The sequence below is a fragment of the Phreatobacter sp. genome (assembly GCF_022843985.1).
Lineage (GTDB): Bacteria > Pseudomonadota > Alphaproteobacteria > Rhizobiales > Phreatobacteraceae > Phreatobacter.
In genome coordinates this window covers 137,689-149,319 of record NZ_JALHMP010000008.1, presented here as the reverse complement: position 1 = coordinate 149,319, position 11,631 = coordinate 137,689, and the positions used below count along the sequence as shown (strand labels likewise).

Sequence of the window (11,631 nt, the reverse complement as noted above, 5' to 3'; positions counted from 1 at the left end):
CAGGGCAAAAGCCCAAAGGCCGTCGCCGGCAACAGCGACCGGGCTCCGCGCCGCAAAGACACCGCCTTCCGCGGGGTGGAGCAGCCCGGTAGCTCGTCAGGCTCATAACCTGAAGGTCGTCAGTTCAAATCTGGCCCCCGCAACCAAACCCAAAGCCCCGATCGGCTCACCCCGGCGGGGCTTTTTGCTGTCCAGACCTCCAACAGGCGCCCCGATAGCCGTGGACGGATGAGGCCGAAAGGCCAAGGTGGGGCCGAATGCCTCCGAGCCTTCAGCCGCGGCGCGTCTCGGCCAACGCCCCCTGCACCGTTCCCGCCGGTGCGAGCCAGTGTCCGCTCTCGTCCTTCAGCGCGACTCCGGTGAGCCGGCGCGCCAGCGCCTCGCGCATCAGCCAGGCGGCCTTGAAGGCGGCCTCGCCTGGCGACAGGCCGCCGGCATGGATGTTCGAGATGCAGTTGCGTTCGCCGTCGCTGCGGCCGGGGGAGGGGGCATAGGTGAGATAAAGGCCGAGGCTGTCGGGAGACGACAGGCCGGGCCTTTCGCCGATCAGCATGAGCACCAGCCGCGCCCTGACGAGGCCGCCGATAGCGTCTCCCAGCGCGACGCGGGCCTGGTGCGCGATGACCACGGGGGCGAGCGTCCAGCCCTCCCGGGCGATGTGCGGCTGGAGGGCGGCTACCATCGCCGCGCCATGGGCATGGACGGCGCTGGACGACAGGCCGTCGCCGATGACCAGAGCCACGTCGACCGGCTCCCGGTCGTCGACGGCGAGACGCGCCTCGCTCGCCGCATCCAGCCGGCGTCCGAGATCCGGGCGCAGCAGATAGGCTTGGCGCGAGGCCGCGGCGCTTGCGACCTCCACCACCGGCAGACCGAGGGCGGCGATCTCCCGTGCCAGCGTTTCGGCGGCGAAGGGGGCATGCACCGCATCACGCGCGCGCGCATGCGCGAGGGCGAAGCGCAGTGTCTCCGCCGTCGTCAGCGCCGAACCCGCCCGGCTAAGCCCGATGCGTGCCGGCGTCAGCGCCGCGAGGTCACGCCAGATCGCCGCGCTCATGCCGCGAGCCTCGTCAGGGCGGCGAGCAGCGGCACGTTAGCCGCCCGTGGCGTCAGGCGGCCATCTGCACCGGTGATGCCCTGCGCATGCAGCCAGGTCGCGAATTCCGGCGCCCGTTCGAGACCAAGCACGTCACGGATGTAGAGCTGGTCGTGGAACGAGGTCGACTGGTAGTTCAGCATGACGTCGTCGGCACCTGGCACGCCCATGATGTAGCTGACGCCGGCAGCGCCGAGCAGGGTCAAGAGCGTGTCCATGTCGTCCTGGTCGGCCTCGGCATGGTTGGTGTAGCAGATGTCGCACCCGAGCGGCACGCCCATCAGCTTGCCGCAGAAATGGTCCTCCAGGCCCGCCCGGATGATCTGCTTGCCGTCATAGAGGTATTCCGGTCCGATGAAGCCGACGACCGTATTGACGAGCAGCGGCTCATAGGCGCGCGCGACCGCATAGGCGCGGGCCTCCAGCGTCTGCTGGTCGACACCGTGATGGGCGCCAGCCGACAGCGCCGAGCCCTGTCCGGTCTCGAAATACATGACGTTGTCGCCCACCGTGCCGCGTTTCAGCGACCGCCCGGCCTCCAGCCCCTCCTGCAGGATCGACAGGGTGATGCCGAAGCCCTGGTTGGCCGCCTGCGTGCCCGCCACCGACTGGAAGACGAGGTCGACCGGCGCCCCCCGTCCGATCAGCTCGATCGACGAGGTGACATGGGTCAGCACGCAGCCCTGGGTCGGGATGGCGAAACGGGTGATGAGCTCGTCGAGCAGTTTCAGCAGGTCCCCCAGCGTCGCCAGGTTGTCCGAGGCGGGATTGATGCCGATCGTGGCGTCGCCCGCGCCATGCAGCAGTCCGTCGGCGATGGCGGCGGCAATGCCGCGGGCATCATCGGTCGGGTGGTTCGGCTGCAGCCGCACCGCCATGGTGCCCGGCAGGCCGATCGTGTTGCGGAAGCCCGTCACCACCGAACATTTGCGCGCCACCGCGATCAGGTCCTGGTTGCGCATGATCTTGGCAACGGCGGCCGCCATTTCCGGCGTGATGCCCGGTGCCAGACCCGAGAGAACCTCGCGCGTCGCGGCGTCCGACAGGAGGAAGTCGCGAAAGCCGCCCACCGTCAGGTGCCGGACTGGCGCGAAGGCCGCGGCATCGTGGCTGTCCATGATCAGCCGCGTGACGTCGTCGGTCTCGTAGGGCACCACGGCCTCGGTGAGGAACAGGGTCAGCGGCTGGTCGGCCAGCGCCAAGCGCGCGGCGATGTTCTCCTCGGCGCTGGTGGCGGCGATGCCGGCGAGCTGGTCGCCGGAGCGCAGCGGCGTCGCCTTCGCCATCAGGTCCTTCAGGTCGCGGAAGCGATGGGTGCGCTGGCCGATGCTCTGGCGGAACGTCATGGAATCTCCTTGAACTGCGGCGCCGCCGGCGGCGCATGTCCCCTCGGGGAGCATGAACTATGCCGGTTTGCCGACGCGGCGAAAGGGGCTATGGCGACCGCGCCCTGTCGCGCTTGCGCGACAGCAACCGGGCGTCCGCCTGCGACCCGGCGCGCGCGATCGCCATGCCATAGGCGTCCAGCGCCTCGGCTGTTCGGCCGGCGCGCGCCAGCAGATCGGCGCGGGCGGCGTGGAAGGGCTGGTAATCAGCAAGGGCGTCTGCCAGCCCCGCCAGGGACTGCAGCGCGGCTTCCAGGGCGCCGGTCTCGGCCAGGGCGATGGCGCGGTTGAGCATGACGACGGAAGTCGGCTCGAAGCGCAGCAGGCTGTCATAGAGCGCCAGGATCTGCGGCCAGTCCGAACTGTCGTCCTGCATGTGACAGGCGGCGATCGCAGCCTTGATCTGATAGGGACCCGGCGCCCGGCGGTGCATGGCGCGGTCGAGCAGCGACAATCCCTCGCGCATCGCCGAAGCATCCCACAGGCTGCGGTCCTGTTCACCGAGCGCGATTGCGGTCCCGTCCGGTCCCAGGCGTGCCGCGCTGCGGGCATGGGTGAGCAGCAGCAGCGCAAGGCAGCCCTCCACCTCCGCCTGTCCGGGGCAAAGCCCATCGACCAGCCGCGCGAGGAAGATGGCTTCCCGGACAAAGTCGCGCGTCCGGTCGGGTGTCGCGGAGTAGCCGGCATTGAAGATCAGGTAGATGACCGCCAGAACCCCCTGAAGCCGCTCGGCGAGCGCATCGGCTTCCGGCACGCCATAGGGGATGCGGGCTGCGGCGATCTTGGCCTTGGCCCGTGACAGGCGCTGGCCCATGGTCGCTTCCTGGTCCAGGAAGGCGGCGGCCACCTCGCCGGTGGTGAGGCCGCAGATGGTGCGAAGGGTCAGGGCCACGCGGCTCTTCTGGTCCAGCGCCGGATGACAGCAGGTGAAGATCAGGCGCAGGCGGTTGTCGCTGATGAGGTCCGGCGCCTCGCCGATCTCCGCGCCGATGAAGGGTTGAAGCGCCTCGGCGGTCCGCGCCTCTGTCTGGCTGCGACGGATGCGGTCGAGCGCCTTGCGCCAGGCGACCTGCAATAGCCAGCCCTGTGGGGAAGCCGGAAGTCCGCTGCGGCTCCAGTGCGCCACCGCCGACGCCATGGCCTCCTGCAGCGCGTCCTCGGCCAGTTCGAAATTCTTCAGACGGACGATGAGGGCCGACACCAGCCGCCCCTTGTCCTCGCGCATGACCGCGTCGAGTGCTTGGGTGACGGCAATGGCCGAAGAGGCGGCTGGTGTCATGGTTCAACCCGCGGGATTGTAGTCCATCAGCGGGCGCACCTCGATGGTGCCGAAATGCGCCGAGGGAATCATCGCTGCATAGCGCAGGGCGGCGTCGAGATCAGGCACTTCGACGATATAATAGCCGCCGAGGTGCTCCTTGGTTTCGGCGAACGGTCCATCCATCGTCTCGGCCTTGCCGGCACGCACGCGCAGGGACGTCGCCGTCTCGACGCCTTTCAGGCCTTCGCCGCCGCGGATGACGCCGTCGGCCTTCAGCCGCTCGTTGAGAGCGAAGTAGCCGCCCATCATGGCCTGGAACTCCGGCGTGCCATAGGCGGGCTGGAGGTCGGGATTGCTGTAGATCAGGAGCATGTACTTCATGGGAAGATCCTCGGTGTGGGGTTTGGTCGGGGTCGTCACAGACCGATCAGCCGGCGGGCGAGCGAGATGAGCAGGATGGCGACGGCGAGCATGTTCGTGCCGTTGCCGACATAGCGCAGGGCATGACCCGCATTGTCGATGGCGAGGCCGAACGGGTGGGTGATACGCCCGATCAGCAGCAATGCGCCCGCGGCATGGAGCCACGGCGCCGATGTGCCCTGCGCCTCGTTGACGATCATCAGCACCAGGACGAAGGGCACCCATTCGATGAAGTTGCCGTGGCGGCGGATCTTCTGGAGCAGGACCGGGTTGTTCGCATCGCCGATGGAGCAGGCGAGGGCGGAGCGGGCCGAACTGACACCCATCCAGAGGGTGAACCAGATGACGCCGAGCGGCAGGATGTAGAGCGAGGTGACCGGGAGGGACTGCATCGGGAAGCCTTTCTTTTCTGTTCCGATGTCCCAAGGACGCGGCTGGCCCGTCGGTTTCGACAGAGGCTCGAAAAAAAATCAACACGTCCGCATCCGCCCCCCGCGGGCTGCAAAAAAACGCCCATTGCGGACCGCGACTGCCCCGGTCCAATCTCGGTGAGCGGCGGGACGCGGAGGCTTGAAGATGCGACGGACAGGTTTCGCAGCCCTTGCCATCGCTTTCCTGTTCGGCGCCGACCAGGTGGCGGCAGCCTCAAGTGCGAGATGCGAACTGACAGGCCGTTTCGATGGCGCTCCAGTTCCAGGCGCAACGGCCGTCGGCACCGTTCGCATCGACTCTCCGCTTGCGCTGGACCTGTTCGGGCCCAATGCGACGCACGAGGTGGTGATCAACCTGACTTCCACCGCAACTGGCACCAGCTTGTCCGTGAGCTTGGGTGAAGTGCGGGGCAAGTTTCATCTTCTTCTGGAAACCAGGCTTGGCGCGACGCTGCTCTCCATGACGGTTGATAGTGCCTACCAGGATCGCAAGATCAACGATGTATCGCTGATTTGTACCGCCGCGCCCTGAGACCGGACTCGGCCAACGATGGACGATGCCGGCATGTCCGCTTTCGAAACGCGCTGAAGGTCTGCGGTTTGCACGGCATGGCTCGACAGCCGCGAGACTGAGACTTCCGCTCCGACCATCAGCATCCCCGACAGCGGTCCTTCCGGGTCCGGCTAAAGCCCGCTTTGTGCAGATCTCAAAAGAAGTGCCGTCGGAGCGGCTCACCGCAGCGGCGCGTGAGTGAGGGGAGCGACGAATCGGTCGCCCTGCGCCCTGAACTGCCGAATCCGCAGGGAAGCGTCTTGGGTTGACCCTGTCCGCCGATGGAAACGCGTCCAATCCATCGCGATGAGTTCAGGCGCCGGCTTTTGATCGGGAACAAAGCCGGCCCGGCCCCTCTTGCGGCATCCTTTCTACGCATGACCGCGACGTTGGCAGGTTCGGCCCCAAATCCATCGTCTTGATGGCGATCGCGCCTGCCCGACGAAGCCGGTCCACGCAGTGTCTCATGCCCGAAGGACACCATGTCGTCCGTGCAGACCACGAGCCTCCCGGGCCCCCCACGGTGTCGGCGCGACGCCTGCTGCTCCATGCGCAGCATGAGGCCTTCGTGCTCATGCGGCTCGATTGCGCCGTGTGTCGCTCCGAGGGCCATGCGCCACGCTCTCAGGTTCTGCTCGTCGCCCGCGGACGCGAGGTTCTGGCCACGCTCTACCAGATCGGTGGCGACATGCTCCGGGACGGCGAGGCGGGCCTGTCGGAGGCCGCCTGGCACCGTCTCGGTGTTGCCGAGGGAGACCCGATCGTCATCCGCCATCCACCCGCTCTCGGTTCCGCCTCGATCCTGCGCCGCCGGATCTTCGGCCGGCGCCTGGATGCGGCCGAGATGAAGAGCATCGTCGGTGACATCGCCGCCGGGCGTTGCAGCGAGATCCATCTCGCCGCCTTCATCACCGCCTGTTCGACGCTGCCGCTCGACCTCGATGAGGTCGTTCACCTGACACGCGCCATGGTGGGCGCCGGCCGCCAGCTCGCATGGCCGAATGCGCAGGTGATCGACAAACATTCCGTCGGCGGGTTGCCGGGGAATCGCACCACCCCGATCATTGTTGCGATCCTCGCCGCCAAAGGCCTCGTCGTTCCCAAAACATCATCCCGCGCCATCACGTCGCCTGCGGGGACCGCCGATATGATGGAGACGCTGACCACGGTCGACATGGACATCGCCGCCATGCGGCGTGTCGTCGAGGGGGAGGGCGCCTGCCTCGTCTGGGGCGGGGCCGTCGATCTCAGCCCTGCCGACGATCTGCTGATCCGCGTCGAGCGGGTCCTCGAGGTCGACACACCCGGGCAGATGGTGGCGTCCGTGTTGTCGAAGAAACTGGCCGCCGGCTGCAGCCACGTCGTCATCGACATTCCCGTCGGCCCGACCGCCAAGGTTCGCTCGCAGGAGGATGCCGAGGCGATCGCGGCCATGTTGACCGCGGTCGGCCGAGCCTGCGGGGTCACCGTCCGATGCGTTGCGACCGACGGCACGCAGCCGGTCGGGCGCGGGATCGGGCCGGCCCTCGAGGCGCGCGACGTTCTCGCCGTGCTGCGGCAACAGGAGGACGCCCCGGCCGACCTCCGCCGCCGCGCCTGCCTGCTGGCCGGCGCTGCTCTCGAACTGGCCGGACGGGCCGCAGCCGGAAATGGCGCCGCACTGGCAGCGGCAACCCTCGCCGACGGCCGCGCCCATGCCACGTTCCAGCGCATCTGCGAAGCCCAGGGCGGCCTGCGCGAACCGCCGAGATCCACGGTGAGCCGCCCGCTCATCGCAGAGCGAAGCGGTCGCGTGATCGCGATCAACAACCGCGTCCTGGCACGCCTCGCCAAGCTCGCGGGAGCCCCTGACGACAAGGCGGCCGGGATCGATCTCCACGTCCGGCTCGGCAGCGAGGTGATCGCCGGCGAGCCCCTTATGACCGTGCACGCCGAGGCTGCGGGCGAACTCGCCTATGCGCTCGACTTTGCCCGCGCCCATCCGGACATCCTGGTGATCGAGCCATGACCGGTCCCATCCTGTTGCCTTTGCCGGGTGCCGAAGCCTTCACCGACCGGTTGGTTCAGGCAGGAGGGTTTGGCCGAGGCGGGGTGGAGACGCGGCGTTTCCCCGACGGCGAGCACTATGTGCGTCTGAGCTTCGACCCGGCCGGCTGTTCCATTCTGATCGTCGGCGAGATGCCCGGTCCCGATGACCGGTTTCTCACCCTGGCTTTTGTGGCCGATGCACTCCGTGACCTGGGCGCCCGCCGCATCGGACTGGTGGCGCCCTACCTCGGCTACATGCGCCAGGATGCCCGCTTCCTGAGCGGCGAGGCCGTCACCTCGCGAAGCTTCGCCCGGCTTCTTGCCGGGCTGGTGGACGGTCTGGTGACAGTCGATCCGCACCTGCACCGTTTCGCCACGCTCGACGCCCTCTACACGATCCCGGCGCTCACCCTGCATGCCGCTCCGCTCATGGGCCAATGGATCGCCCGCGAGATCCCCCATCCGCTGGTCATCGGCCCCGACGCCGAGAGCCGCCAATGGGCTTGCGAGGTCGCAGCCCACGCCGGCGCACCGCTGGCGGTGCTCGACAAGCAGCGCCACGGCGACCGGGACGTCCGGATCCGCTTGCCTGACCTCGCGCCATTCGCGGGGCGACAGCCTGTCCTGGTCGACGATATCGCCGCGTCGGGACGCACCCTGGTGGCCGCCAGTGCTGCCCTGCGGGAGAGGGGCTTCGCGCCGCCGGTCTGCGTCGTCGTCCATGCGCTCTTCGGCGGAGACGCATTTGCCGCGGTCTCGGCCGTGGCGGGGCGTGTCGTGTCGACGGACACGATCGCCCATCCGACCAATGCCATCCCGGTTGCGGCGCTGATCGCCAAGGCCCTGTCCGAGACGGGGGCACCATGACGCGGGCTCGCCCCTCAACCACCGGAAACAGGGGTGGAGCATGACCATGACCGCGTTTGAACACTGGAAGCATGGCTATGGCGTGATCTCCCACATGCCTGAAACCTGCGAACGGATCGATGAACTCGCCCGTTACCGCGGCGCGACGGGGCGAGCGGCGTCGGTGGGTGCGGTATTCCAGCGTCTGGCCGCCGCCGATCGCCTGACGAGTGCCACGATGTGGCTGATCGTCCACATGACCTATGCCCGACGGGTCGCCCTGTCTGGCGCGCCGCTGCCGCCGGAGGCATTCAAGGCGAACCCGGAAGGGCACGTGGGGGGATCCCTGAATGTCGCCCCAGCCTATATGGGCTATCTGGCGGCCAATGCGCTGACCGGCACCACACGCGCCTGGATCCTCGGCCAGGGGCACTGCGTGGCCGCGGTGGAAGTGGCCAACTGTCTGGTCGGCAACCTGTCACCGGCGCAGCAGGGCCGATACGGCGCCGAAGAGGCCGGGCTCAGCCGGTCATGCGAGGACTTATCCAGCTACGTGATCGACCCCATGGGGCGGCCCGCCGCGCCCTTCCGCGGCCATGTCGCCGGCAGGGGGGACCCACAGGTCCTTGTCTGAACCATGATCGGTTTCGCGGGCGGCTGGACGTCCCGCGGAGCCTCTCTCGGAGCGGGCGTCCCGCGACGTCCTGCATCTCACAGGAGCTGGCATGGCCCTTACACTGACCTTCCACGGCGCGGCCGAATGCGTCACAGGCTTCTGCGCCCGGCTGAGCGGCGACGGCTTCGCCATCCTCGTCGATTGCGGCATGTTCCAGGGATCGAAGACCCTGAAGGCGCTCAACTACGAATCCTTCCCCTTCGATGTCGGCTCGATCGACGCTGTACTGCTGACCCATGGGCATATCGACCATTCCGGGATGCTGCCTAAGCTGATGAAGGCGGGATATACGGGTCCGATCTTCGCCACGGCCCCGACACGCGACCTGTGCGAGGTGATGCTGGCCGATGCCGGCGACATCCAGGAATCGGAAGTGGCATTTCTCAATCGGCGGAACCAGCAGCGCGGGCGGCAGCCGGTGGAACCTGTCTACACCGCGCGCGATGCAAGGCAGACCATGGGCCTGTTCCGGCGGGTCAAGTTCGAGGAGATCGTCGCAGTCGCGCCCGGCGTCAGGGCACGGTTCTGGACCGCCGGACACATGCTCGGTGCGGCCTCGGTGGAGGTCATGGTGGGAGACGGCGAGGATCAGACCACCATCCTCTTCTCCGGTGACCTCGGCCCCGGCGGGCAGGACTACCTGCCCGACCCGACCGGGCCGCAGGGTGTCAGCCACCTCGTCGTCGAGTCGACCTACGGAGATCGCGACCGCCCCCCGATCGACACGGCCCGGCGCCGCGCATTGCTCGCCGCGGAGCTGCGCGACGCCCACGCCGCCGGCGGCCCGTTGCTCATGCCGACCTTCGCTGTCGGCCGCGCCCAGGAACTGCTCCTGGATCTCGTTGCGGTCATGGAGTCCGGCGAGGCCCCGCGCGCGGAGATCTTCCTCGACTCGCCGCTGGCCATCGAGGCCACGGATGTCTTCCTGCAGCGCGGCTGGAACCGCGACACGCAGGCCAATCCCTTCGAGGCTCTGCGGGGAGCGTCGCAGATCCACTACCTGATGAAGGCCCAGGACAGCGACCGGCTCGAAAGGCTGCGCGACTGGCACATCATCCTGGCAGGTAGCGGCATGTGCGATGCCGGCCGCATCCGCGGGCACCTCAAGCGGCTTCTCTGGCGCCGCGAAGTGACGGTGCTGATCACCGGCTTCCAGGCCGTCGGAACACTGGGACGGCTTTTGGTCGACGGCAAGCAGCTCGTCCGGATCCAGGGCGAGGACCTGCGGGTGCGGGCACGAATCCGCACCCTCGATGCCTATTCGGCCCATGCCGATGCCGCGGGACTGGTCGGCTGGGTCCGGGCGCGCCGCCCTGTCGGAGGCAGCATTTTCCTCACCCATGGCGAACCGGATGCGCTGGCCGGGCTCGCCCGTCGGCTTGCGAAGGACGGATGTCCGCCGGACCAGTTGATCACGCCTGCTCTCGACCAGACGTTCACGCTCGACGCGCGGCAGGCGCGGCAGGTCGATCTGGCTCCTTCGCGCCTGCTGCCGGGAGCCGCCGCGATGCTCGACTGGCACAATGTGCGTGCCGATCTCCTCGCACGTCTCGGTGAGCAGATCGAACAGGCGCCCTCCGATGCGGCGCGGCAGCGGCTTCTGCGGGCCGTGGAGCAGGTTCTCGATGACGTGGCCCGGCAGCAGTCAGGTGCATCATGAACCAGCCGAAATCGCCAGCTCGGCGCAAGCCGGCCGCCGGCGGCCATCGTGGGGGGGACATCACGGCGGCGGATCGGCTTGTGGAACAGAGCGAGCGGTGAAGCCGCCATGACGATGGTCAGTGAGGGCAGAACCGTCTGTGCAGCGAGTGTGTTCACCGCGCGCGCCCTCGCGGCATCCTATGGCTCCGGCGACGCGCCGGTCTTTGCTCTCCCAGATGTCGATCGCGACATCCATTGCTGCGCGTTGAGGTGATTACCGGTGGTGCGATGTCACCATGCGGACATCGGAATCATATGCCGGTTCATCGGCGATTGGCTGTGTCTCAAGCCGTTCGGTCTTCATGTCTGATCTTGTACGTGGAATGGAGGTCGCGGAACTGTCGGGGAGCCGTCCCCGTATGCCGGCTGAAAAACCGGCTGAAATAGGCAATATCCTCGAAGCCACAGTCGAATGCGATCTGCGAGATGGGCTTGAGCGTGTAGATGAGTTCCCTTTTGCATTCGAGGATGATGCGCTCGTGCTGAATGGCGAGGGGTCCCTTGCCGACGGCCCTGGTCGTGATGGAGTGCAGGCGGTCGGGGGTGATGCCCAGGTCCCGCGCCATCTCGCGGACCGTCGGCTGCTGGCGAAATCGGGTCTCGACGACTTGCCGGAAGCGGCGGAACTCCGAGGCTTGCACCGACCCCAGATGGCTGTCGAGCGTATCGAGCGTCTTCAGGCGCAGCATGGCCACCAGCAGCAGACTGATGGTCGAGACAATGACCGTGTCGCTTCCGGTGCGGGGCAGCATCTGTTCGCGCTCGAGGGCCGACATGAGTCCGGCGACATCGATGCCGATCTCGCCGGCCGCGGACAAGGCGGCAAACCGGGGTTCTGATGCGACATAGGCAAGGCGACCGCTGTCCGGTCCAGCCCGCGTGGCCGCGTCGACGACATCGTGGGACACGGTCAGGACCAGCCCTTCGGTCCCGGGGATGAACCGGAAGCCATGCACGACGCCCACCGGCAGCCACACGATGCAGGGCGGTTCCATGGCGATGGTGCGACCTTCGATCGTGAGGTCGCCGCCGCCGGCCGTGACCAGAATGCACTGGGCGAGTTCTGCATGCCGGTGCGTCGAGATATGCCAGTCATTGGCCGGCGCCCGCAAGCTGATCGGCTCGATATGGGCATATCCGGCAGCGCCGCTGGCTGCGGCTAGGCCATACAGCCCGAAGACCGGAATGCGGTAGAACGAGCCGCCGCTTGGTTTCATTGGTTCAACCAGTTTCG

General features: G+C 67.7%; 11 protein-coding genes and 1 tRNA gene. 6 read left to right on the top strand and 6 right to left on the bottom strand.

The features are described from left to right. Window positions 1-69: 69 nt before the first annotated feature. A tRNA-Met gene (locus tag Q0C57_RS08030) sits at window positions 70-146 on the top strand. 125 nt (window positions 147-271) lie between these two features. On the opposite strand, the gene eutC is transcribed toward Q0C57_RS08030, so the two are convergent. The 5 genes from eutC to Q0C57_RS08005 form a co-directional block, all read right to left on the bottom strand. Continuing rightward, on the bottom strand, window positions 272-1,057 hold the full coding sequence (gene eutC / locus Q0C57_RS08025; protein WP_296574658.1) for an ethanolamine ammonia-lyase subunit EutC: 786 nt from the start codon (window positions 1,055-1,057) through the stop codon (window positions 272-274). Beyond that, window positions 1,054-2,442, bottom strand: coding sequence for an ethanolamine ammonia-lyase subunit EutB (locus tag Q0C57_RS08020; protein WP_296574655.1), 1,389 nt, complete (start codon window positions 2,440-2,442; stop codon window positions 1,054-1,056). The genes eutC and Q0C57_RS08020 overlap by 4 nt, the downstream gene beginning before the upstream one ends. Window positions 2,443-2,530: 88 nt before the next feature. Next, the gene (locus Q0C57_RS08015) at window positions 2,531-3,760 is read right to left on the bottom strand and encodes a DUF6596 domain-containing protein (RefSeq protein WP_296574652.1); all 1,230 of its coding nucleotides are present in this window, start codon (window positions 3,758-3,760) and stop codon (window positions 2,531-2,533) included. Between the two features lie 3 nt (window positions 3,761-3,763). Continuing rightward, window positions 3,764-4,123, bottom strand: a complete 360-nt coding sequence (locus Q0C57_RS08010) for a YciI family protein (protein WP_296574647.1) — start codon at window positions 4,121-4,123, stop codon at window positions 3,764-3,766. A 35-nt stretch (window positions 4,124-4,158) separates the two neighbouring features. Next, window positions 4,159-4,554: an MAPEG family protein gene (locus Q0C57_RS08005; protein WP_296574644.1), complete on the bottom strand. Its 396-nt coding sequence runs from the start codon at window positions 4,552-4,554 to the stop codon at window positions 4,159-4,161. A gap of 184 nt (window positions 4,555-4,738) precedes the next feature. On the opposite strand from Q0C57_RS08005, the gene Q0C57_RS08000 reads away from it, so the two are divergent. The 5 genes from Q0C57_RS08000 to Q0C57_RS07980 all read left to right on the top strand — a co-directional run bounded on the left by Q0C57_RS08000 (window position 4,739) and on the right by Q0C57_RS07980 (window position 10,356). Then, entirely contained in the window at window positions 4,739-5,125 is a 387-nt protein-coding gene (locus tag Q0C57_RS08000; RefSeq protein WP_296574641.1) for a hypothetical protein, read from the top strand. 487 nt (window positions 5,126-5,612) lie between these two features. Next, entirely contained in the window at window positions 5,613-7,154 is a 1,542-nt protein-coding gene (locus Q0C57_RS07995) for a thymidine phosphorylase family protein (protein WP_296574639.1), read from the top strand. After that, a complete protein-coding gene (locus tag Q0C57_RS07990) occupies window positions 7,151-8,041 on the top strand; it encodes a ribose-phosphate pyrophosphokinase (protein ID WP_296574636.1) in 891 nt (296 codons plus the stop codon). Before Q0C57_RS07995 ends, Q0C57_RS07990 begins: the two co-directional genes overlap by 4 nt. Window positions 8,042-8,081: 40 nt before the next feature. Next, window positions 8,082-8,654 (top strand): hypothetical protein, encoded by a 573-nt coding sequence (locus tag Q0C57_RS07985; RefSeq protein WP_296574633.1) that lies wholly within the window; start codon window positions 8,082-8,084, stop codon window positions 8,652-8,654. Between the two features lie 91 nt (window positions 8,655-8,745). Next, the gene (locus Q0C57_RS07980; RefSeq protein ID WP_296574630.1) at window positions 8,746-10,356 is read left to right on the top strand and encodes an MBL fold metallo-hydrolase; all 1,611 of its coding nucleotides are present in this window, start codon (window positions 8,746-8,748) and stop codon (window positions 10,354-10,356) included. 325 nt (window positions 10,357-10,681) lie between these two features. Here Q0C57_RS07980 and Q0C57_RS07975 read toward each other — a convergent pair whose 3' ends face one another. Next, a complete protein-coding gene (locus Q0C57_RS07975; RefSeq protein WP_296574627.1) occupies window positions 10,682-11,614 on the bottom strand; it encodes a helix-turn-helix domain-containing protein in 933 nt (310 codons plus the stop codon). Window positions 11,615-11,631 lie beyond the last annotated feature (17 nt).

Coding starts and splice junctions, on each gene's coding strand:
- Q0C57_RS08005 (WP_296574644.1), bottom strand. CDS start 4,554: ATGCAGTCCCTCCCGGTCACCTCGCTCTACATCCTGCCGCTCGGCGTC.
- Q0C57_RS08015 (WP_296574652.1), bottom strand. CDS start 3,760: ATGACACCAGCCGCCTCTTCGGCCATTGCCGTCACCCAAGCACTCGAC.
- Q0C57_RS07990 (WP_296574636.1), top strand. CDS start 7,151: ATGACCGGTCCCATCCTGTTGCCTTTGCCGGGTGCCGAAGCCTTCACC.
- Q0C57_RS07995 (WP_296574639.1), top strand. CDS start 5,613: ATGCCCGAAGGACACCATGTCGTCCGTGCAGACCACGAGCCTCCCGGG.
- eutC (WP_296574658.1), bottom strand. CDS start 1,057: ATGAGCGCGGCGATCTGGCGTGACCTCGCGGCGCTGACGCCGGCACGC.
- Q0C57_RS08010 (WP_296574647.1), bottom strand. CDS start 4,123: ATGAAGTACATGCTCCTGATCTACAGCAATCCCGACCTCCAGCCCGCC.
- Q0C57_RS07980 (WP_296574630.1), top strand. CDS start 8,746: ATGGCCCTTACACTGACCTTCCACGGCGCGGCCGAATGCGTCACAGGC.
- Q0C57_RS08000 (WP_296574641.1), top strand. CDS start 4,739: ATGCGACGGACAGGTTTCGCAGCCCTTGCCATCGCTTTCCTGTTCGGC.
- Q0C57_RS08020 (WP_296574655.1), bottom strand. CDS start 2,442: ATGACGTTCCGCCAGAGCATCGGCCAGCGCACCCATCGCTTCCGCGAC.
- Q0C57_RS07985 (WP_296574633.1), top strand. CDS start 8,082: ATGACCATGACCGCGTTTGAACACTGGAAGCATGGCTATGGCGTGATC.
- Q0C57_RS07975 (WP_296574627.1), bottom strand. CDS start 11,614: ATGAAACCAAGCGGCGGCTCGTTCTACCGCATTCCGGTCTTCGGGCTG.